This is a genomic window from Cuneatibacter caecimuris (assembly GCF_004216775.1).
GTDB lineage: Bacteria > Bacillota > Clostridia > Lachnospirales > Lachnospiraceae > Cuneatibacter > Cuneatibacter caecimuris.
Genome location: NZ_SGXF01000001.1, coordinates 1,129,297 through 1,150,743, shown reverse-complemented (window position 1 = coordinate 1,150,743; position 21,447 = coordinate 1,129,297). Strand labels below are relative to the sequence as shown.

Annotated in this window: 21 protein-coding genes; 20 read left to right on the top strand and 1 reads right to left on the bottom strand. The window is 43.8% G+C overall.

The window, feature by feature from the left end; all coding sequences use genetic code 11:
- Positions 1–57: 57 nt before the first annotated feature.
- The 20 genes from EV209_RS05500 (at position 58) to EV209_RS05410 (ending at position 17,605) form a co-directional block, all read left to right on the top strand.
- Entirely contained in the window at positions 58–777 is a 720-nt protein-coding gene (locus EV209_RS05500) for a cupin domain-containing protein (RefSeq protein WP_130433808.1), read from the top strand.
- A gap of 138 nt (positions 778–915) precedes the next feature.
- Positions 916–2,700, top strand: coding sequence for a cache domain-containing sensor histidine kinase (locus EV209_RS05495; RefSeq protein WP_130433806.1), 1,785 nt, complete (start codon positions 916–918; stop codon positions 2,698–2,700).
- On the top strand, positions 2,669–4,216 hold the full coding sequence (locus EV209_RS05490; RefSeq protein WP_130433804.1) for a response regulator: 1,548 nt from the start codon (positions 2,669–2,671) through the stop codon (positions 4,214–4,216). The genes EV209_RS05495 and EV209_RS05490 overlap by 32 nt, the downstream gene beginning before the upstream one ends.
- Before the next feature lie 83 nt (positions 4,217–4,299).
- The gene (locus EV209_RS05485) at positions 4,300–4,515 is read left to right on the top strand and encodes a helix-turn-helix domain-containing protein (protein WP_130433802.1); all 216 of its coding nucleotides are present in this window, start codon (positions 4,300–4,302) and stop codon (positions 4,513–4,515) included.
- 45 nt (positions 4,516–4,560) lie between these two features.
- A complete protein-coding gene (locus tag EV209_RS05480) occupies positions 4,561–5,085 on the top strand; it encodes a hypothetical protein (protein ID WP_130433800.1) in 525 nt (174 codons plus the stop codon).
- Positions 5,086–5,437: 352 nt separating this feature from the next.
- Positions 5,438–6,766 carry an ABC transporter substrate-binding protein gene (locus EV209_RS05475; protein ID WP_130433798.1) on the top strand — a complete coding sequence of 443 codons (1,329 nt, stop codon included), beginning with the start codon at positions 5,438–5,440 and terminating at the stop codon, positions 6,764–6,766.
- A 101-nt stretch (positions 6,767–6,867) separates the two neighbouring features.
- Positions 6,868–7,791 carry a carbohydrate ABC transporter permease gene (locus EV209_RS05470; protein WP_130433797.1) on the top strand — a complete coding sequence of 308 codons (924 nt, stop codon included), beginning with the start codon at positions 6,868–6,870 and terminating at the stop codon, positions 7,789–7,791.
- Entirely contained in the window at positions 7,781–8,650 is an 870-nt protein-coding gene (locus EV209_RS05465) for a carbohydrate ABC transporter permease (RefSeq protein WP_130433795.1), read from the top strand. Before EV209_RS05470 ends, EV209_RS05465 begins: the two co-directional genes overlap by 11 nt.
- A 16-nt stretch (positions 8,651–8,666) precedes the next feature.
- On the top strand, positions 8,667–10,028 hold the full coding sequence (locus EV209_RS05460) for an MATE family efflux transporter (RefSeq protein ID WP_130433793.1): 1,362 nt from the start codon (positions 8,667–8,669) through the stop codon (positions 10,026–10,028).
- A gap of 11 nt (positions 10,029–10,039) precedes the next feature.
- A complete protein-coding gene (locus tag EV209_RS05455) occupies positions 10,040–10,906 on the top strand; it encodes a YitT family protein (RefSeq protein WP_130433791.1) in 867 nt (288 codons plus the stop codon).
- 174 nt (positions 10,907–11,080) lie between these two features.
- Entirely contained in the window at positions 11,081–11,911 is an 831-nt protein-coding gene (locus EV209_RS05450; RefSeq protein ID WP_130433789.1) for a sugar phosphate isomerase/epimerase family protein, read from the top strand.
- Positions 11,912–11,957: 46 nt separating this feature from the next.
- Positions 11,958–12,545 carry a hypothetical protein gene (locus tag EV209_RS05445; protein WP_130433787.1) on the top strand — a complete coding sequence of 196 codons (588 nt, stop codon included), beginning with the start codon at positions 11,958–11,960 and terminating at the stop codon, positions 12,543–12,545.
- A gap of 18 nt (positions 12,546–12,563) precedes the next feature.
- Positions 12,564–13,160, top strand: a complete 597-nt coding sequence (locus tag EV209_RS05440) for a hypothetical protein (RefSeq protein ID WP_130433785.1) — start codon at positions 12,564–12,566, stop codon at positions 13,158–13,160.
- A gap of 28 nt (positions 13,161–13,188) precedes the next feature.
- Positions 13,189–13,782: a hypothetical protein gene (locus EV209_RS05435; protein ID WP_130433783.1), complete on the top strand. Its 594-nt coding sequence runs from the start codon at positions 13,189–13,191 to the stop codon at positions 13,780–13,782.
- A gap of 75 nt (positions 13,783–13,857) precedes the next feature.
- Complete coding sequence (locus EV209_RS16255) at positions 13,858–13,995, top strand: hypothetical protein (protein ID WP_165388818.1); 138 nt, start codon at positions 13,858–13,860, stop codon at positions 13,993–13,995.
- 2 nt (positions 13,996–13,997) lie between these two features.
- Positions 13,998–14,441 (top strand): hypothetical protein, encoded by a 444-nt coding sequence (locus tag EV209_RS05430; RefSeq protein WP_130433781.1) that lies wholly within the window; start codon positions 13,998–14,000, stop codon positions 14,439–14,441.
- Positions 14,442–14,612: 171 nt separating this feature from the next.
- Positions 14,613–15,206, top strand: a complete 594-nt coding sequence (locus tag EV209_RS05425) for a hypothetical protein (protein WP_130433779.1) — start codon at positions 14,613–14,615, stop codon at positions 15,204–15,206.
- Positions 15,207–15,645: 439 nt separating this feature from the next.
- Positions 15,646–16,233: a hypothetical protein gene (locus EV209_RS05420; protein WP_130433777.1), complete on the top strand. Its 588-nt coding sequence runs from the start codon at positions 15,646–15,648 to the stop codon at positions 16,231–16,233.
- A gap of 29 nt (positions 16,234–16,262) precedes the next feature.
- Entirely contained in the window at positions 16,263–16,889 is a 627-nt protein-coding gene (locus EV209_RS05415) for a hypothetical protein (RefSeq protein WP_130433776.1), read from the top strand.
- Positions 16,890–17,017: 128 nt separating this feature from the next.
- Complete coding sequence (locus tag EV209_RS05410) at positions 17,018–17,605, top strand: hypothetical protein (protein WP_130433774.1); 588 nt, start codon at positions 17,018–17,020, stop codon at positions 17,603–17,605.
- A gap of 230 nt (positions 17,606–17,835) precedes the next feature.
- Here EV209_RS05410 and EV209_RS05405 read toward each other — a convergent pair whose 3' ends face one another.
- Positions 17,836–21,303 carry an SH3 domain-containing protein gene (locus EV209_RS05405; protein WP_130433772.1) on the bottom strand — a complete coding sequence of 1,156 codons (3,468 nt, stop codon included), beginning with the start codon at positions 21,301–21,303 and terminating at the stop codon, positions 17,836–17,838.
- Between the last annotated feature and the right edge of the window lie 144 nt (positions 21,304–21,447).

Below are 21,447 nucleotides of genomic sequence, written 5' to 3'. Positions count from 1 at the left end.
CTCCTGAAAAAATGTTATTCTTGTTTTACAAACAAAAATAACGGGAGGTAATAAAAAATGGCAATTGCAATCGCAAGACGTGAGGAAGGACCAAAGGAGTTCCGGAACGGATACGGGGAAGTGGATTGGCTGCCCGGCGTTTATCCGCTGATCCATACGTATAAATGTGTGCTGAAAGCAGGCTGCAGCATCAGCCCGGAACTGTATGCGGACAAGACCCAGCTGTTCTGTTTTACAGAAGGAACAGGCTACATCACGAATTCAAAGCGCGCATACAATATCGACGAACTGAGTTTTTTTATCCCGGACTTTGAAGCAGATCAGTTTACGATTTATGCGGCTACAGACCTGGAATATATGAAGCTGGTGGTTGATATGCTGGAATCTGACAAAGCAGCTTACGTGGATACGCATATGGTACTTCCTTCCTTTAAAAAGTTCTCTGAGCTGGAAGAGTATGACCAGAGCTGCAAAGGCCCCAATACCCGCAGCTGGAGCGTGGTTCACAGCGGCAACCTGGGCCGCGTCCTGATGGGCATTGTCTGCGCAGAGGGAGAAGGGACTGACGAAAAAGGACATCCTTCTGTGGCGCAGTGGAACTACTGCCTGAAAGGCGCGGATTTCAGATTGACAGTGGACGGAGAGACCGTTGATACAAAAGAAGGCGACTGGAGCTATGTGCCTGCAGGCCTGGATCATTCCCTGCTGGCGGAGACCGGTAAAAAAGTATTCTATATCTGGTTTGAGCACAAGGTGGAAGAAGTTACACTGGATTGAGCAAAGTAATAGAAAAGCAAAGCTGACAGCGCCTGAAAAGGAGCTGTCAGCTTTGCTGCGTATGGAAGAAAATCCCATTGAAGCTTTTGGCAAAAGGAAATATAATACATGTAGGAAAATGTCGAATCGGGGTGATTTATGAATAAATACAGGAACTTTTCTCTGCAAAAAAAACTGGTGGTGGCGTTAATTCTGTGCATTGTATTTCCGCTGACAGTAATCGGAATCGTACTGAACGTTTTTTTCAGCAGGAATATCAGGACAAAGGAATACCAGCTGAACCAGATGACTGTCAATCAGGTGGGACAGGATCTGGAACAATTTTTTAAGAATGTGGAAGACCTGAAATATTATTGCCTGACCAGCTACAGCGTCCAGGATATTGTAAAGGGAAAAGGGGATGCCAATGATTACAGTTCAGTGGGGAACTGGATGGAGCAGACTCTGCGCAATGACAGGAGCTATTATTCGGTAAGCCTGCTGAACCTGGACAAAAATGTGAAGATTCAGAGGGGACAGTATCTTCTGGTAGAGGATCAGGAGAGCATCAACAGAGCGCAGGAAATGCTGGGCGGCGGCTTCTGGACTGGTCCGCATACGGAACAGAGGGTGGCAGGCAGTGAAAATGACGTCCTGGAAACTGTAATATCATATTACTGCGGAATCAATGACTATGAACATATTAATAAGATAATTGCTACGCTGGCAGTCAACCTGAAGGAGAGTGAAGTAGCCAGACTTTACAGCGGTTATATGAATCATGGATCGCTGAATTCCTGCATTGTGGATGAGAAAGGAACAGTAATTTCCTCTGTAGACAAGTCCCTGCTGGGGGAAAAACTGGACCAATACAAGCTGGTCCGGGATACATACAGAATACAGGGAGACGGATATATTACAACCAGTGCGGACAGAGAACAAGCAGCGGTTTTTTATGTCCGGATTCCGTCCCGCAGCTGGTATCTTGTGAATATCGTTCCTACAAAAGTATTTATGGCCGGAAGCAATTCCGGCGTAATTGTAATATTGCTGTCCCTGGCGCTCTGCGTTATTTTTGGAATTGCATTCGCACTGATTCAGAAGCGGTATATTATCAGCCCGATTCTGCGGCTGCTGGAACAGATCGGCGAGATGAAGAAGGGGAACTTTCTGCGGTATAATCTTGTGTCCTCAGGAGATGAGATCGGCGTACTGAACCGGGAATTTGATGATATGTCGCATAAACTTCAGAACCTGATTGAGGAGGTCTACACCACAAAGATCAAAGAGCAGGAAGCAGAACTCAAGATGCTGATTTCACAGATAAACCCTCATTTTCTTTATAATACGCTGGACTCCATTCATTGGATGGCCATTAAAAACAGAGATTATGAGGCAGGCGACCAGCTGGAGGCGCTTTCAGAAATATTCCGTCATGTGCTGAGCCGCGGCCGGGAGATGGTGACACTTCAGAATGAACTGGATTTTCTTCAGAATTACATCCTGATTATGCAGGCCAGATTTGGCAGCCGTGTTAAAGTCCATGTTCAGATTCCGGAAGAAATGAAAGAGTACAAGATTCCCAAATTACTGATTCAGCCTCTGGTGGAAAATGCTATTCTGCACGGTTTGGAACCCAAAAAGGAGGGGGGCCTCATTACAGTGACTGCCTCCAGAGCAGGAGCAGGAATGGAAATTGCAGTGGAGGACAATGGCGTTGGCGCTGATGAAGAACAGATCAGAAAAAGAATGCATGAACATTCTCAGCTGCAGGATACATTTGCACTCTGCAACATAGATGAACGGATTAAACTGAAATACGGCAAAGAATATGGACTGCATTTTGAATCGCAGATTGACCGGGGATGCCGGGTGACACTGATGCTGCCGGTGGAAGAAAAGGAGGTACAGTATGAGGATACGGCTGATGATCGTGGACGATGACGTTCAGATACGGGAGGGGATTCAGTGCGGAATTGATTGGGAAAGCATAGATGTCCAGGAGGTGCGCAGCTATGCGGACGGCGTCATGGCGCTGGAGGACTTTGACAAATTCCGGCCTCATATTATCCTGGCGGATATCAGGATGCCTGGCATGGATGGACTGGAATTTCTGAAACATGTGCAGGAAAGGGACAGCAGCGTCAAAGTGGTGCTGATCAGCGCATATTCTGACTTTGAATACTGCCAGAAGGCCATCAGGTACGGCGCTGTAGGCTATGAGCTGAAGCCTCTTAAAGTGGGAAAACTGATTCAGAATATACAAGAACTTGTGAAAACAGTCCGGGAGGAGGAAGAAGGAAAAGAGGCTTATGCGAGATATGTGGAATCCTATAAAGAAAAGGTGACAGAAGAACTGCTGGAAGGGAAAATAACGGACAGAAATGTGTTGCTGGGAATATTAGAACGGTATTTTGGAATGGAAAATGCCGGTTATCTGGTCTGTATGGTTCTGGATTGGGATCAGGCAAAGGATTTGGAAATAGGATTATCCGTTGAAACAGAGAAACTGTTAAGCAGGTATGTGGAACAGGGAATGCGCCTGTTTTGTTTCCATGGGCAATATATTGTGCTGGCCAGTACAGCGAATTCCACCCTTTTTATCCTGGAAATTCAAAACAGGCTGAAAGGGATTTGGCGCAGTTTTCTATCTGAAGTTCAGAAACAGGGAATCAGCATATCAGCAGGCATTTCAGGGATGGTGCCTGTTGCTGAAATTCGCAGAGGGTACGAGCAGGCGCTGGAGATGCTGCGTTTTCGCTTTTGCCATGGTCCTGCATTCGCTGGAATTGTCTGTGTGGACGATTTCGGAAAAAAAGGAAGCTTTGCTTCTGAACTTCCACCCGACTGGAAGGCTGCTGTTAAAGCGATGGACAGTAGCGCAATGATAAAAGTGGTGGAAGAGAAGGCGGAGGAGCTTAAGAAATGCAGACTGCTGGACCCCATGGAAGTGAGACGGCTGATGGTACAGGCATTGGAGGAGCTGTACACGGTAGCCGGTATACGGAACAGTGTCTGGGTGATGGAAGCGCAGACTGCAATGGAGGGGTACCGGTATCTGGATGAGTATATCGAGTATTGGTTAGAACAATGCCGTGGGGCAGCCGAGTATTATCACGCCCAGCGCAGCCGGAAATATTCAGCCAATGTGCGAAGGGCTCTGGACTATATTGACCAGCATTATACGGAAGATATTGGGGTGGAACAGGTTGCAGGGGCCATAGGAAAAACCCCCAATTACTTCAGCAGTATCTTTAAACAGGAGGTGGGGATCGCTTTCCGGGAGTATTTGAACCGTTACCGCATTGACCGGGCCAGAGAGATGATCGATCAATCTGATCTGTTGATTTATGAAATAGCGGAAAAGGTGGGATATAAGGACTATACCTATTTTTCCCAGGTGTTCAAAAAATTGACCGGGAAATCTCCCACCAGCCTTCGCGGGAGAAAAGATGAATGATAATAATTACAGGGCTTGACTTGCGGAATAAGTTGTGCTAATATAATCGCACGCAATGCGTGTAAAAACAGGACGGAGGGATTATGGAAACCAGAGAATTTTTGCGAAAACTCAGGGAACAAACCGGTATGAACAGAAGACAATTTGCGGAGTATTTTGATATTCCCTACCGGACAGTGCAGGAATGGGAGCTGGGAAACCGAAGGATGCCTGATTATCTGCTGCGGCTGATGGTATATAAACTTAAAACAGAGCGGCTGATAGAAGAGGGAGCGGAAGAAAGGAACCAGGGAGCCTGACAGGAGCAGCAGTATGAAAACACTTGAAGAGAGGATGGGGAGCATATGCAGGAAGACGTAGTTTTAGAGTATTTGATAAAAATTGATGGTAGGGTGACGAAGCTTCAGGAAGAAATGCAGGGTAGTCTGGGACAGCTTGACGAAAAGGTTGTAAAGTTTCAGGAAGAAATGCAGGGAAATCTGGATCGGCTTGAAGGAAGGGTGACGAAGCTTCAGGAAGATATGCAGAGTATGAGAACAGAACTTTCCGGGTTACAGGAAAGAATTGCGGCTCTGGAGCAGGGGCAGGAGGCAATTCGTCAGGAGCTTCATGTACTACGCGAAATTCAGCAGGGAGTTATTCTGGAGTATGAAGACAGAATTTGGGATTCCATCAAAATTATTGGGGAAGGACATGAGATCTTGAATGAGAAGCTGGACCGGACGGTGGAGGAATGCAGCATCGACGAAATGGACAAGCTTTTTATCAACAAGATTAGGATGGATACGGCATGCCTTAAAAAGAAGGTTCTCCTGGAAGTTGAGGAAATCCGGAAGCAGCTGGAGGATTGGAAGAGGCCCGCATCCTGAAGGATTTTGAGTTAGATAATAGAGGAAATACCGCGCAGCTTTGTGGAAATTGATGTTTTCATGGAGCTGTGCGGTTTTTGTTTCATAGGAAACTGCGTTCCCTATGAAACAAAATCCTCCGGGGGGATCGCACTGCGGCGTAAGGAATCGCGTCGCTAAAGCGACACGCCGCAGGCGGAGAATCCCGCGAGAGAAAACCTCCTCACAGAGGATCGCGCAGAATCAGGTTTTCACCCGCATCGTAGTTTTTTAAATTTTACAGTAGTTTTATAGAATGTTTATAAGCTTTGTTTTTGTTTATGATTACATTACAAAGTAAAACGAGAAACGTTTTGAGAAGGAGGATTAAGTCATGAGGAAAAGAGCGAAACAATTTGTCGCGGCAGCGATGGCAGGAGTAATGGCCCTGGGGATGGCGGCCTGCGGGTCCGGAGATGATTCCAAGACAACGGCAGCCGGAACAGAAAAAGGGACAGAAGCAACCAAAGATGCCGGTACCACAGAAGGAAATTCCGGCGAAGAGGTGAAGCTGGTAACGATCATCGAAGAACCGAATGTGGAATATTATCCGGTATTCTTTGAGAAATTGAAAGAACTGTATCCCAACTATAAGATCACCTCTAAAACCTGGGACCAGGGCCAGGTAGAGAAGACAGTGAAAACTGCATTTGCGGGCGGTGAGTCCATTGATATTGTAAAATGGTTCCCCAATCAGATGGAAAGTTTCCTGAATTCTGATATGGCGCTGGATCTGACCCCTTACCTGGACGATGAATGGAAGAGCATCTGGGTGGACAACGCGCTGGATATCGGAACTTATGACGGAAAGACGTACTGTCTGCCCATCACTACAGTTTATCCTGATATCGACGTGAATGTGGATCTGATGGAAAAAGCCGGTGTTGAGGTGAAAGACGAGTGGACCTGGGAAGAATTCGTGGCAGCCTGCGAGAAGATTAAAACAAATCTGCCTGACGTGTTCCCCTTCGGAATTAAAGATACCCGCTGCGGATGGTTTATGAGAAATGCTTTCCTGCAGATCTGGGATACCAAAGCAGAGATGGAAGATTTTATTGCAGGAAATATTTCCTTTAAGGACGAGAGAGTAGTAGCAGCTATGGATGAAATTACAGACCTGTTTGTAAAGGGTTATGCTTATCCCGGCGAGGGCGCGTTTTCTCAGACAAATGATCAGATCAAAGCTGCATTTACACAGGGTAAGATTGCAATGATGTTTGATGTAAATAACGGCGGACAGCAGATGCATGAACAGATGGCGGAAGCAGGATATAAGAATGTGCGCACAATCGGATGGCCTACCATGGCAAAGGGCGAATGCGAATACGTTCTGGGCGGCTGCGACGGTTACTTTATCCCGGCAAACTGCAAAAATGTGGATGCGGCAGTCAACGTGCTGAAATATCTCACCAGCGAGGAAGCTTTCAAGCTGCAGGTGGAGAGAGGCGATGTGGTGCCTGCCAATGTTTCTGCCGGGGACAATAAGGATGCGGAACAGTTCGCAAGAGATTCCTCTAAGGTATACCCGAAGGAGATCATGCAGCTGTCTTCTGAACTGGGCACCTATGTGGACCTGAGCCTGGCGGCAAACTATTACTATGATAAAGAAAGTACGCTGAACGAGCTGGAGGACCTGAGAGAGGCGGCTCTGGCAGCAAAGTAAACCGCAGGGAAATCAGCGGGACGTGCTTGAAATTTAGGGACTGGCCCGAATAACGGCCAGTCCCTAAAAAAACCCCGAAAGGCGGAGAGAGAGGCGATATTGTGAGTAGGACGACGACAAAACCAGCAAAAAAGAAATATGGCAAGCTGGATAAAAAATTAATGTTCATCGGAATTTTATTTCTGATGCCGGCCACCATCCTGGTAGCCTTTACCACCATTATTCCAGTAGTGTGGAACATTGTGCTTTCCCTCTGCAAATGGAATGGAAATGGCCCCATGGAATTTGTAGGGCTGGAAAACTTCACAAAACTGTTTACAGATACCCCAACGCTGAAAACCATTGGAAACTCGTTGTTTATTGCGGGAGTGTCCACCATCTTTACCATGGTGCTGGGAATTTTGCTGGCGCTGATGATTTACAAGACAGGAAAAAAGGAAGGCGCATTCTTCCGTTTCGTATTCTACAATCCGAACATTATGCCCATGACGGTTGCCGGCCTGCTGTTTGTATTCGTACTGGCGCCGGATGAAGGCCTTTTAAATAACATATTCGCGGCAATGGGGCTGGAAAGCCTGCAGCATGCCTGGCTGGCAGAGCCCGGGCTGGTGCTGTGGACGTTGGCGATCGTAGCAGGCTGGAAAGGCAGCGGCTGCATCATGATGCTGATCTATACCGGCGTTCTGGCTATCCCGGATTCCCTGTTTGAATCCGCCAAACTGGACGGGGCCAATTATTTTAAAGAGGTCAGGATGATCATCCTGCCGCTGATAAAGCCTACAATCTGTATGGTTTTCTCGATGGAGGTGATGTGGTCTTTCAAGACCTACGACATTGTATGGACCATGACCCAGGGCGGCCCGGGCAGTCTGTCCAAGACTGCTCCCATATCTATGATACAGCAGGCATTTACATACAATAAATTCGGCTATGCTTCTGCGATCGGCCTTGTCTTCTCAGTAATCGTGCTGATCTGTATTGGAGTTGTAAGACGGATGTTAAGGAGTGAGACATATGAGTACTAAGGTAAAAGCGGTTACAAGAAGAAAGTGGACGGGAGACAGAACCCTGACCTGGGTAATCCGCGTTATTCTGCTCCTGCTGACAGTAGTATATATTTATCCGGTGATTTTCGCGGCCCTCACCTCCTTCAAGGATCTGACAGAGTTTTACAGCGACATTTGGGCGCTGCCGAAACAGTTCCTCTATATGAACTATGTGGATGCGTTTACTACAGGTAAGATCGGGGAGTATTTCCTGAACAGTGTGATCATTGCAGTGGTTTCCCTGGTGGGAATTCAGATCATCTCTGTAATGGCGTCTTACGCGCTGACCCGCCTGCGCATTCCCCATACCAACATCATCCTGATGGTTCTGTTCGCCCTGCAGATCCTGCCCACAGAAACCATCATCATCCCGCTGTATGTGGAAATGTCCAAAATGGGCTTCCTGCATTTGGAATACGTGCCGATTTTCCTGGCCTATATCGGCTGGTCCATCCCAGGTTCCACGATTATTCTGAAAAACTTTTTCGAGACTGTGCCAAAAGAGCTGCTGGAGGCAGCCCGCATTGACGGCAGCGGGGAAATCAAAAGCCTGTTTCTGATCGTACTGCCTCTGATGAAGAGCGCGATGTGCACTGTGGCAGTGATGAACCTGAACTTCGTATGGGGCGAACTGATGTGGGCGCAGATCACCACGCTTCTGTCTGACAAGGGAATCCCGCTGACAGTAGGCCTGTTGAACTTCAAAGGTCAGATATCCACAAACTGGCCGCAGCTGTGCGCGGCGATCTGTATTGTGATTATCCCTCTGTATATCATCTTTATCTGCATGCAGAAATATTTTATCGCAGGCATGACAGCCGGCGGCGTAAAAGGCTGAGGGGAGGAGCAGAGTGATGGCGGGAAACAGAAGTCTTCAGAAAGATCTGACCCAGGGCAATGTACGGAAATGTATCCTGGCATTTGCTGTTCCGCTGATGATTTCCAATCTGATCCAATCCGCATACAATGCAGTGGATATGTATTTTGTAGGCGCGTACACCGGCACTGCCAGCCTGGCGGCAGTATCGGTGTGCGGCCCCATTCTCAATGTAATGATCATTACACTTTCCGGCATGTCCGCCGGAGTGACTGTTGTGATCGGATCATGGGCCGGAAAAAAAGATATGGAAGAGATCAAAAAGGCCGGTAATACGGCCTTTGCTTTATATGCGCTGCTGGCCCTGGTCACAACTGTGCTGGGCCTGGTCTGTGCGGATTGGATTCTGACAGCGGTACAGACGCCGGCAGAGGCGTTTGAAGAGGCCAGACAATATTTAATGGTTGTATTTGCAGGCCTGATTTTCATGTTTGGTTATAATCTGATCGGAGCCCTGCAGAGAGGAATGGGGGATTCTGCCTCGTCCATGTACTTTGTCATGGTGGCGGCGCTGGTGAATGTGGCGCTGGATTATCTGCTGATTGCGGTTTTCCGGATGGGTGCATTCGGAGCGGCAGTGGCCACAGTGGCTGCGGAAATGGTATCTTTTATGCTGGGTTTATGGCAGTTCCGGAGACAAAAGCATGTGATCCGTTTCGGCATACGAAACCTGAAATTTGATAAAAAACATCTGAAATCCATCCTGTATTTCGGGGTGCCCACGGCAGTCAATGAAGTGATGGTGAATGTGGCGATGCTGACAGTCAGCGGAGTAGCCAATTCCTTCGGCCTGGCCCAGAGCGCAGCCTACGGCGTCGGAGGAAAAATAAACGGGTTTGCGATCTTTTCAGACGGCGCGATGAATCAGACCATGTCCTCCTTTGCTTCCCAGAATATCAGCGCGGGTAAACAGGAAAGAGCTATCAAAGGGCTGAAGGAATCCATGCTGATTTCTGCCTGTATTGCGCTGGCGACAACTGTGGCGGTATATTTTTTTGCTCCCCAGCTGGCGGCGCTGTTCGACAAAAACCCGGAAGTAATCCGCTGGACTGTCCAGTATCTGCATATCACAATTTTATCCTACGTGCTGTTTGCCATGGTGGGCCCGCTGATCGGATTTATCCGGGGCACCGGAAATATTGCAGCCAGCGTGGGCGTGGGCTTTGTGGCCCAGTGCTGCCTGAGAATCCCTTTTTCCTTTATTTTCGGGCATCTCTGGGGCTTCCCAGGGGTGGGAATGGCAGTGCTCATCGGGCCGCTGTCCTCCGTTACTATGTATAGTTTTTATATTTTTACGGGAAGATGGAAACGAGGGCTGGAATATCTGAGAAAAATGTGAGGTGAAATGAGATGGCGCTGGTTCAGAGCAAAATGAAAGCGGCGGACTATATCCGTTTTCTGTTGGGAACGCTGATTATGGCTTTTGCCACAAAAAACCTGTTTGACCCGCTGGGACTTGTAACAGGGGGAGTTTCAGGGTTATCGATTGTTATAAAAGATGTGACAGGCGGACTTTTTGACGGAGGCGTTCCGCTGTGGCTTTCCAATCTGGCGCTGAACATTCCTCTGTTTCTGTTTGCGGCAAAGGTAAAGGGACTGAAAGGGCTGCGCCGCACAGCACTGGTCTGGGCCCTGTTTACAGCGGAGCTGTACCTGATCCCGGAGTTTTCATTGCTCAATGGCAATGTGCTCCTTACCGCTGTCTACGGCGGCGCATGCTATGGCGCGGGAACCGGCCTTCTGCTCCTTGGCGGGGCCACCACCGGCGGCACAGACATGCTGGCGGACACCCTGCATCATTATATCCGCCACTATTCCGTAGCACAGATTCTCCTGGTGCTGGACGGGAGCGTAGTGCTGCTGGGCAGCATTGTCTTCGGCATAGAGCAGACACTGTTTGCCGTGATTTCTGTTTTTATCGCCGCAAAAGTGACAGACGCGATCCTGGGGAGCTGCAAATTCGCCAAGCTGGCCCTGGTCATCTCCGACAGGAGCGAGGAGATCGCGAAAGAAGTGCTGGAAGATATGGAGCGGGGCGTAACCGGGATTTACGCAAAAGGCATGTATTCTGGAGAAGAAAAGAAAATCCTGTTCTGCGTGGTGTCTAAAAAAGAGATTGTGCAGGTAAAGGATATCGTTCATCAGTACGATCCCCGGGCGTTTCTGATCGTCAGTGATGTGCGGGAGGCTCTGGGAGAAGGTTTTTTTGAGCAATAATGTTTGAGTTTTGTTGGCTTTATACGATGCCCTCAGTTTACAGGGGAACATGCCAAACTGCGTATGAGAAATAGCAGTTTAAGCATGAAAACCCTTGTTTACTGGGGGTTTATTATGTTAAAATGAATATATGATTGAGGTGCGGAAAATACAGTGACAGGAGAGGAGAACAGTATGAGATTTGGAATAAACGGAACGCCGGATCACAGGACTCCTGAAGAATGGGGGGACCGCCTGGCGGAGATGGGATTTAACGCAGCAGCTTTTCCGGTGAATTATCAGGCGCCGGTCCACCTGATCGACGGCTACGTGAAAGCGGCGGAAGAACGGGATATTATGATTGCGGAAGTGGGGGTCTGGAAATCCCCATTCTCTTCAGACGCTGAAAAAGCGAAGGAAGCGGCTGTATTCTGTGAAGAGCAGTTCCGGCTTGCGGATTATGTGAAGGCCAAATGCTGCGTGAATGTCTCCGGTGCAGCGGGAGAAACATGGTACGGATGCTACCCGGAAAATTTTACGGAAGAGCTGTATCAGAAAAATGTGGAGTTCATACAGGCTCTCTGCGACAAAGTGAAGCCCAGGCACACCTTTTACACCCTGGAACCCATGCAGTGGATGGCGCCCGACTCCCCGGAACAATATCTCAGGCTTCTGAAGGACGTGGACAGGGAACGTTTTGCGGTACATATGGACCTGACCAATTTTATAAAAGATCCTTACACTTATACCCATAAAAAGGAACTCATCGAGAAATCCTTCCGGTTGCTGGGAGCTCAGACGAAAAGCTGCCATCTGAAGGACTGCCTCCTGGAGGACGGGACCACTGTTGTGATCCGGGAAGTGCTCATGGGAGAAGGGACCATGGAGGTGGCAGAGTATCTGGATGCAATCGCGGGATTGAACGGCGAAATTCCGGTTCTGCTGGAACATCTGCCGGATATGCACGCTTACCAAAAGGCGGCGGAACAGGTCCGGGCAATTTATCCTCCCCTGCGCAGGAGATAGCAGAATCAACTAGGAAGGAAACTGAACCAGGGTGTAGGGGGAGCATATGAAACAAAAAAGAAAGTATGAAATCATCACCAGGCAGCAATGTGACGCAGAATGGGGCCCGCCGCTTTTTGCAGCTGAAATTCCCAAAAAGAGAAAAGATTTATTTCGTAAATACTATTTTACATTCAGAACAAAGAAATTAAATAAGACTTGTATAAAAGGAATTGCTGTATCCGTAATTTCAATTGGCATGTTTTTTTGGCTGGGTAAGTTTCTTTTGTCTTGGATTATGCTGATAGCTGCAATCTTTTTACTTATGCTTTGTTTGTACAAACTGTTGCTGCCATTTGTCCTGGCTTTTATTGTCTGCTGTAGGCTTTGCAAAATGCATGAAACAATGGAGCTGGCGTTTTATCGTGACTGTGTCATCATGTATATTGGCGGCAGGGAATTGGAAACTTTTATGTATGAGAATTTAGAGGAAATCTATAATTTTCCGGATGAGGCATGGCTGTTTTTTAAAAAACGTGGGGTGGTTCTTTTGCCGCAATTTTCGTTCGCTGTGGAAAAGCGGAAGGATATTTTAGAGTATTTACATGAAAAAATGCCGGATGTAGAGATCCATAACAATAAGGAGGTAAGGTGAGGGGGGAATCAGTTATTTATGGTGAGTGAACGTGAAACGGAAAGAAAAGTGAGCGATACTACGAAACAAGACAGGGAGGCGGAATGGGGAAAACCGTTATTTTCAGCTGTAGTGCAGGGGAAAGTAAAGGAAATATTTCGCAGCTTATGTTATACATTTATAAATATCAAAGGAATGAAGGTTGAGATTTTTGGAATAATGTTTTCAATTTATGAGATTATTCGTGCCTCTAGGAGTAATAAAGTTCAATGGATACATTGGCTGGTGCTTTTTTTGGCTATATTTTATCTGATATTAGTATGTGTAAAAACTATTTACCCACTGTCGGTGGCACTTTTTTATTGTCATGTTCTGTATAAATCGAAAGTAAAATTGGAGATAGTATTTTATGCGGATTGCCTCGGCGTGTATCTTGGCGAGCATGAAGTGTGGAATTTCCACTATGAAGATTTGAATGAAGTAAGAGTTAAACCAAAGGAAATATGGTTTATTTTTAAAAAACGAATACAAGTATTACTGCCAAAAAAATCAATTCCGCTGGACCAGCAGAAGTATATTTTGGATTATTTACGTGAAAAGAGACCAGAAGTAGAGTTTACGAATAAAATAAGGTGACCAAGGTATATTTAAGTTGGGAGTAAATATGACACGAAAAAAGAAATATTCAGTTAAAATTACGAAACAAGTACGTGAAGCAGAATGGGGAATACCTATATTTTCTGCTGTTATGCAGAGAAAGGTAAAAGAAATATTTCGTAGCTTGCGTTTTCAATTTTTATCGATGAAAGTTATTATACTTGGAATTGTAGGAATGGTTTTATCGATTGCTGAAATAATTTTTTTCTTGTTATATAAGAAAGATTCTTGGATATACTGGGTCCCTTTTTTCTTGGCAATTCTTTTGATGTTCCTTGTAATAAAAAGAATTATTGTACCACTATTGCTTATGTTTTTAATGGCCTATTTTATTTGCAAATCCCGTCAAGTAGAAGAAATAGAATTTTTCGAGGATTGTGTCAGTGTATTTATAGATGAGCAAGAATTGGAAAATTATTTATATGAAAATTTAGATAAGGTAAGGATTTTACCAAAAGAGACTTGGCTGATTTTTAGAAAGCACAAAGTGCTTTTATTGCCGGAATATTCGATTGTGAAGGACCAGCAAAATATTTTGAATTATTTGCAGGGAAGAAGGCCAGAAGCAACGTTTTATTATGGTGATAAAATAGTTGATTAATTAGTCTCTTAAAGTTTAAGGACACTTTGTTAAAATGTTTTTTCAGGAATACGTTTAATTATATAAGGTGGAATCATGAAACGTAAAAAGAAAGATGTAGTCACTATTACGAAACAGGATCGGGAAGCTGAATGGGGTAAGCCGGTATTTTCTTTTATTATTATGCAAAGAAAGGTCAAAGAAATATTTTGTTGTATGTGTTTTGATTTTTAAAAATGAAAGTAATCAAAGTGGAGATTACAGGAACATTTTTAGCAATTGGTGGAATTGTATTCTTTTCTTTAAGTAATAAGGAATTTTGGGGAATGTGGCTTATGCTAATTTTGGCTATCTTTTTGCTGTATCGCTACTTAAAAGGGACCATACTGCCAATATTATGGATGCTTTACTGTTCTTATATTATTTCTAAATCAAGAGAAACAATAGAAATGGAGTTTTACATAAATAACTTGAGTTTATATATTGGAGGCAGGGAATTTAAAAATTATCCATATGCAGAATTAGAGGAAATAAGTATATTGCCGAAAGAGACATGGTTGATTTTTAAAAACCGGAAAGCTGTGTTATTGCCGGAACATTCCATTACGGCAGGGCAGCGGGAGGATATTCTGGATTTTCTAAGGGGTATAGGGCTCGGCATAAAATTTCATAATAATTAGATGCTTAATGAAAAATAGATTATTTATGCTGAGCAGACATTAAAGCATTCGACTTCTCTGGATAGAGAAAAATTCTTGGGGAATTTTGAGGCCGAGAAGCATGGATATTGAGATTCTTAATAATTTTTGGTAATATAATGGTAACGTATGTAATTTTTGCTTGGGGGTTATATGAAAAAAACAAAAAAAAGAGGAAGTTATATTACCAAACAGGAAAGAGATGCTGAGTGGGGAAAACCGTTATTTTCAGCAGTAGTGCAAGGAAAAGTAAAGGAAATATTTCGAAGCTCATGTTATGTTTTTCCTAATATTAAAGCAATTAATTATGATATTGTAGCTATAGTATTATCAGTTGGTGAAATAATTTTTTTCTCTTTAGTTAATAAGGATCATTGGATACATTGGCTGGCGTTTTCATTAGCTGTTATTTTGTTAGCTTTAATTTTCAAAAAGACTATTTACCCACTATTGGTAATTCTTTATTATTGCCATGTTATCTGTAAATCGCGTAAAATTATAGAATTAGGATTTTATATGGATAGTCTTAGTGTGTATTTTGGGGTGAATGAAGTATGGAACTTTCCCTATGAAGATTTGGATGAAGTGAGTGTTATACCAAAAGAAACTTGGCTTATTTTTAAAAAAAGAAAGGCAGTTTTACTGCCAGAACGTTCTATTACACCGGATCAACAGAAGAGTATTTTGAATTATTTACAGGAAAAGAGACCAGAATTAAAGATTCTACATGAAAAAATAGTGAAATAAAATATAAATGCATGCTAGGAATAGGCAAAGCTAATGTATGAAAAGAAAACATAAAAGTGATACCGGTTGCGAAGTGATTCTGTTGAAAGACTATTTATTATTTTGGAACGGATTGTATCTATTAGCGATTGTCAAAATCACATTTGACCATATTAAACTTATTACTGACGATAAAGACTGATAGGCAGAGGCTGTTAGGATTTAGCCATAACCTATCAGTCCATATACATCAACTATAGAAGTTCCGTTGCAAAACGGTATTCCAGTGCCATGAGAGGATGTGAGCTTGTTACATTTCCTTCCTTAATTTGAACCTTGAGATTATACTTCTTTTAGACAATTATTATGAAAGAAAGAACTTTTTTCTGCTTTAGATAGTGTTGATTTCAGCAATTTATTTTTATAAATAATAACGCTTGTGATTTTGCTTGGAGGTTAAATGAAAAAAACAAAAAAAAGAAGAAGATTTATTACTAAAACGGAAAAAGAAGCCGAGTGGGGAAAACCGTTATTTTCAACTGTTGTGAATGGTAAAGTAAAGGAAATATTTCGTAGTTTATTTTTTGCTTCTGTAAATATGAAAGGAATTATAATTGAAGTTTTAGAAATAATGTTATCAATTGGTGCAATAATTATTTTCTCTTTTAGCAAAAAGGAAAGCTGGGTATATTGGCTTGTGTTTTTTTTAGGGATTTTTTTGTTGGTATTAATATTTATTAAAGATATATATCCAATATTGGTATCTTTTTTTTATTGTTCTGCCCTTTGCAAATCAAAAACACCAATAGAGATGGCCTTTTATATAGATTGTCTCAGCGTGAATATAGGAGAGATTGAGGTGTGGACTTTTGCTTATGAAGATTTAGAAGAAGTGAGTATTGTGCCAAAAGAAACCTGGCTTATTTTCACAAAAAGAAGAGCGGTTTTACTGCCGGAGCGTTCATTTGCGCTGGACCAGCAGAAAGGAATTTTGGATTATTTGAGGGAAAAGAGACCAGAAGTAGAGTTTACATATAAAATAAGGTGATCAAAGTATATTTATGTCAGGAGTAAAATATGAGACGAAAAAAGAAAGATTCAGTCACTATTACTAAACAGGATCGGGAAGCTGAATGGGGGAAGCCGGTATTTTCTTTTATTATTATGCAAAGAAAAGTCAAAGAAATATTTCGTTGTATGTGTTTTGAATTTTTAAAAATGAAAGTAATCAAAGTGGAGATTACAGGAACAGTTTTAGCAATTGGTGGAATTGTATTTTTTTCTTTAAGTAATAAGGAATTTTGGGGAATGTGGCTTATGCTAATTTTGGCTATCTTTTTGCTGTATCGCTATTTAAAAGGGACCATACTGCTAATATTATGGATGCTTTACTGTTCTTATATTATTTCTAAATCGAGAGAAACTATAGAAATGGAGTTTTACGATAATAACTTGAGTTTGTATATAGGAGGCCGGGAATTTAAAAATTATCCATATGCAGAATTAGAGGAAATAAGTATATTGCCGAAAAAGACATGGTTAATTTTTAAAAACCGGAAAGCTGTGTTATTGCCGGAACATTCTATTACGGTAGAGCAGCGGGAGGATATCCTGGATTATCTGAGGAATATCGGGCTCGGCATAAAATTTCATGAAAATTTAGTGATTAATGAAAATAGATTCTTTATGATGAGCAGACATTAAAGCATTCGACTTCTCTAGATAGAGTAAAATTCTTGGGGAATTTTGAGGCCGAGAAAAATGGACATTGAGATTCTTAATAATTTTTGGTAATATAATGATAACGCATGTAATTTTTGCTTGGAGGTTATATGAAAAAAACAAAAAAAAGAGGAAGTTATATTACCAAACAGGAAAGAGATGCTGAGTGGGGAAAACCGTTATTCTCAGCTGTAGTGCAAGGGAAAGTTAAGGAAATATTTCGCAGTTTATGTTTCACATTTATAAACATGAAAGTAATAATGGTTGGGATTTTTGGAATAATGTTGTCGATTTATGAGATTATTCTTGCCTGTAGGAGTAATATAGATCAATGGATAGATTGGCTTGTGCTTTTTTTGGCTATATTTTTTCTGATATTAGTATGTGCAAAAACTATTTACCCACTATTAGTGGTACTTTTTTACTGTCATGTTCTGTATAAATTAAGATTAAAATTGGAGATAGTATTTTATGTAGATTGCCTCGGCGTGTATGTTGGCGAGCATGAAGTGTGGAATTTCCACTATGAAGATTTGAATGAAGTAAGAGTTAAACCAAAGGAAATATGGTTTATTTTTAAAAAACGAATACAAGTATTACTGCCAAAGAAATCAATTCCGCTGGACCAGCAGAAGTATATTTTGGATTATTTACGTGAAAAGAGGCCAGAAGTAAAGTTCTTAATAAAACATAGATAGAGACTTTAAGAATTTAACCAAGCCTATTAGTATTTACCTATCTTTTATAAAATATATTATGTACCAAACCGTATGGGTGGTGTCATGAGAGGATGGGAGGTGCCTATACTCCTTTCAAAAAATCAGAATCAAAGGTAATTTGGATTTATCACTCATTAACCTCTGATTCTGATTTTTGTTAAGTTAGGATCAAAGTCTTTAAACTTTAGATGAAAAAGTTTGGTGTTCCTTTAACCAAAACTAGGAATGAAATATTTTATTGTATCTACAAGTTTTTCCCAAAGGCTGGGCTCAATACGTCCTGTTAACCAAAGAAGTACGATAATCAAGATTACTAAGACTATAAATCCAACGATTTTTTCTAATGCCGCCCAATCAAATCCCGGTGACATGCTGGCATCCAAAATCTCCCAAAGTTCATCATAAGCAACATCAGAGGGATTAAAGTCATCGCTCTTTTTAAACGTAAACCTCAAAATGTAGGTCAGATCGTTGAGCTCATTTGAATAAACCTGAAAGAGGAATGCAATATCAATCTTCTTCTCAATCGGATCATATTTCACCTCAATGCTCATCTCGCCTTCGCCGATTACATGGGTTATTTCTCCAAAATTGATGAGATCAGCGTCCAGGTTCTTTTTTACGAGTTCAATTACCAAAGATGCAAATTGAACCTCAAAAGAAGGATCAGAGAATTCCCCGGCAGTAATAGCAATATTCTTGGTATAAATAAGCTCATCCTGATTCGGAGGGGTATAGTTTGTCTGGACGGAATATTCCAAGCTGATAATCCCCAGATCAATATTGAATAAAGGAACTTCATAAGAAAATCCAACGGACTGATAATCCGGAAGCTCTTTAAAGCAGTTGTAGATCTCGGTAGCCATCAATTTTGCCCGTATCGTCTTATCAGAGAGGCCCTGCACATAGGTTTCCAGAACATATCCGAAATGCCGGTTAGAAATAATAATGCCGTACCAGTTCCGGCCTTCGCTGGTAAATTTCCCCACCACCTGAACCAATTCTCCGTCCGAAACCTTAGGGCAGCTGCTGATATAATCGCTGGCGTAGGTGGGCTGTTCATAAACATATACATAGCCGCCTTTTATATTGGCGAGGATTTCCCCGATCCATTTTTCATAGTGTTCCGGGACTACAGGCCTTCCGTTATCGGTAATGCCGGGCGTACTGACTAAGAGTAAGCTCTTTTTCATATAGCCGGCATAACCTCCGGAAATCGTTACGGAACACCAGGGAGTACCGTCTGAACCAGGCACTTCTCCGGTTACCGTGACCAGTGAACCATTATCCAGGGAAGGCTTTCCTGCAATTTGGGGATATTCCGTTCCCGGGCCGCTGCGCACATTAACATATCCGGCGCCGTTTACGATGCCGGTCCAGGTCTGATAACCGGAATTATCCGGCGCGGCGGTAGCAGGAAGGGTCAAATCGGACCGGACATAACCCTGATAAGTCCCTACGATTAAAATGTGATACCATACATAGCCGTCGGAGCTGTTCACTTCCCCGATAACGGTGAACCGTGCGCCATTATTCAGCCTGGAATAATTCTCAAGCAAGCCGTAGTTGGTGCCGGGGCCGGTCCGGACATTGATATAGCCCGCGCCGTTGGCGATCGCTTCCCATTTCCGATAAGCTGTTCCGCTGTCCCTGATAATTTTGTCGGACCGCATATAACCGGTATACTGATTGCTGATTTTTACCTTATACCAGACAAAGCCGTCAGAACCGGACGCTTGCCCGATAATTGAAATCGAGACTCCGTTATTGACGGTAGGGCATCCGGCAATATTGTCATACTCAATTCCGGGGCCGGAGCGGACATTTACATAACCGTCCCTGCCGTTTGCCTTTCCGGTCCAATTATGATAACCGCTGGGGGAATCGGAGCTTAAAACGAAGTCGGAGCGGACATAACCGCTGTATTTTCTGGCAATCTTAATATTATACCAGATGTAGCCGTCTTTTCCTGCCGCTTCGCCGATCACTTCTACACCGTCTCCCGTATTCAGACGGGGATAGGCGCTCAATGTGCCGTGTTCCGTACCAGGGCCTGTCCGCACATTTACCCAGCCGGACTGGTTGTAAATCTTGGCGTTCCAGACAGGATAACCGGCGCTGCTCTGTCCTTCCTGCAGGACCAGGTCAGAGCGGATAAACCCTTTTTTGCCGTTAATGCTTACCCGGTACCAGCGGAGGCCGTCCGTGCCCTTTGTTTCTCCCACAACGAGAAAGGCGGAGCCGTTATTCAGTGTAGGGCACTCCGGTAACAGGGCATATTCTGTGCCTGCGCCGGTCCGTACGTTGACAAACCCTAACCCATTGGCAATGCCGGTCCATGATGCGTAATAAGAAGCGGTCTGACGGGTGACCAGGTCTCCCCGGACATAACCCTCATAAGCCCCTGCAATTCTGATTTTATACCAGGTATATTGGTCTGTTCCTGCTGTTTCGCCGATCACCTGAAAACTGTTCCCGTTGTTCAGGCGGGGCCAGGCGGACAGGAGATCGTAGTTGGTGCCGGGGCCGGTACGCACATTAATATATCCCGCGCCGTTGGCAATGCCGGTCCAGGCGCTGTATGTATTGGTATAGTCTGGAGAAGAAGGATTGCCCACATAGATTTTTTTCACGTATCCAATATTTTTTCCGGCCAGTTTGACTTTATAGAAAATATTTTCTTCGCCTACAACCAGAAAACTTTCTCCGTTTTCCAGCTGCCTGGTCCCGCTGAGGACGGCGCTGTTTTCAGAGGGATTCATATAAACGGCAGCGTAATCGATGTTGATGATTTTCCCGACCCAAACATTGTAATCGTCCGGGAAAAATGATTCTGCTTTTTTGCCGAAAAAGCAATAGCTGTCTACGGTTCTGGCTTCTTCCGTCAGAAGAAGATAACCGGCTTTCTTGACTGTATCATCGGAACGGCAGTAGTAATAGAGATGATAGTCTGCAAAAGCCCGTTTTCCGAACTGGAAAACTTCATCCACAGCATTTTGACAGCCGGTTGTTGCTGTAATTGCCGGTGCAGGAAACATGGGGGCGCTCAGAACATCGTCTGTGTTGATGCCAAAAGAACCGTTTGCGTCATTGAGACGATTATAAATGACCTGTGCTATAGCCATCTGGGTCAGATAGGATTCGGTTTTTGCAGCGGCTGTGACTACTTTGGCGATCTGATCAGTATGAACAATCGGCGCGCCGCTGTAATCAACTCCCCGGATTAAAAACCAGTTTGTAAATTCAACGGGGTTTGTGCCTAAGCTGCGGATCCGCAGATCCACTTCTTCACTGGACGCTTCCGCTACCTGCCCGGAACCGATGTAGATGCCTACATGTCCGTTTTTCCAGAGCCCGGCGCCGATTGGTATCCGGCTGTAATCCCCCAGAGTCAGAGGATGCTTTTCAGTGGCGTCTGTAAAAAGCTTGGCAGAGCCTGCGTGAGGGATGTTTGCGCAGATGCAGACATATCCGGAACAATCTGTGCAGGGATAACCGGCTTTATTCCTGGCCAGATCGTCATATCCGGGATGCTTGGAGAAATAGGTTGTCCAGTAGGCCTGGATCAGCTGATTGATCCGCGCTAAGCTGCAGACCTCTCCTTTTGCTCCAAATACATACTTGTATTTGGAAATTCCATTGATTGCATTTTGTGCTACTTCTTTTGCTGTTAACAATTATTGTACCTCCTGTAAATTCTATTTGGCAGCTTTATTCCTTGCCGGGGATACTATAACACTTAAACAGTATATCATTCTATTTCATAAGAACATATATTCGAAAAAATAATTGACAAATGCAATATTATGGAGTATATATAA

Coding starts and splice junctions, on each gene's coding strand:
- EV209_RS05500 (WP_130433808.1), top strand. CDS start 58: ATGGCAATTGCAATCGCAAGACGTGAGGAAGGACCAAAGGAGTTCCGG.
- EV209_RS05410 (WP_130433774.1), top strand. CDS start 17,018: ATGAAAAAAACAAAAAAAAGAGGAAGTTATATTACCAAACAGGAAAGA.
- EV209_RS05485 (WP_130433802.1), top strand. CDS start 4,300: ATGGAAACCAGAGAATTTTTGCGAAAACTCAGGGAACAAACCGGTATG.
- EV209_RS05465 (WP_130433795.1), top strand. CDS start 7,781: ATGAGTACTAAGGTAAAAGCGGTTACAAGAAGAAAGTGGACGGGAGAC.
- EV209_RS05415 (WP_130433776.1), top strand. CDS start 16,263: ATGAGACGAAAAAAGAAAGATTCAGTCACTATTACTAAACAGGATCGG.
- EV209_RS05460 (WP_130433793.1), top strand. CDS start 8,667: ATGGCGGGAAACAGAAGTCTTCAGAAAGATCTGACCCAGGGCAATGTA.
- EV209_RS05430 (WP_130433781.1), top strand. CDS start 13,998: ATGAAAGTAATCAAAGTGGAGATTACAGGAACATTTTTAGCAATTGGT.
- EV209_RS05440 (WP_130433785.1), top strand. CDS start 12,564: ATGGTGAGTGAACGTGAAACGGAAAGAAAAGTGAGCGATACTACGAAA.
- EV209_RS05480 (WP_130433800.1), top strand. CDS start 4,561: ATGCAGGAAGACGTAGTTTTAGAGTATTTGATAAAAATTGATGGTAGG.
- EV209_RS05455 (WP_130433791.1), top strand. CDS start 10,040: ATGGCGCTGGTTCAGAGCAAAATGAAAGCGGCGGACTATATCCGTTTT.
- EV209_RS16255 (WP_165388818.1), top strand. CDS start 13,858: ATGAAACGTAAAAAGAAAGATGTAGTCACTATTACGAAACAGGATCGG.
- EV209_RS05495 (WP_130433806.1), top strand. CDS start 916: ATGAATAAATACAGGAACTTTTCTCTGCAAAAAAAACTGGTGGTGGCG.
- EV209_RS05425 (WP_130433779.1), top strand. CDS start 14,613: ATGAAAAAAACAAAAAAAAGAGGAAGTTATATTACCAAACAGGAAAGA.
- EV209_RS05490 (WP_130433804.1), top strand. CDS start 2,669: ATGAGGATACGGCTGATGATCGTGGACGATGACGTTCAGATACGGGAG.
- EV209_RS05475 (WP_130433798.1), top strand. CDS start 5,438: ATGAGGAAAAGAGCGAAACAATTTGTCGCGGCAGCGATGGCAGGAGTA.
- EV209_RS05420 (WP_130433777.1), top strand. CDS start 15,646: ATGAAAAAAACAAAAAAAAGAAGAAGATTTATTACTAAAACGGAAAAA.
- EV209_RS05435 (WP_130433783.1), top strand. CDS start 13,189: ATGACACGAAAAAAGAAATATTCAGTTAAAATTACGAAACAAGTACGT.
- EV209_RS05450 (WP_130433789.1), top strand. CDS start 11,081: ATGAGATTTGGAATAAACGGAACGCCGGATCACAGGACTCCTGAAGAA.
- EV209_RS05445 (WP_130433787.1), top strand. CDS start 11,958: ATGAAACAAAAAAGAAAGTATGAAATCATCACCAGGCAGCAATGTGAC.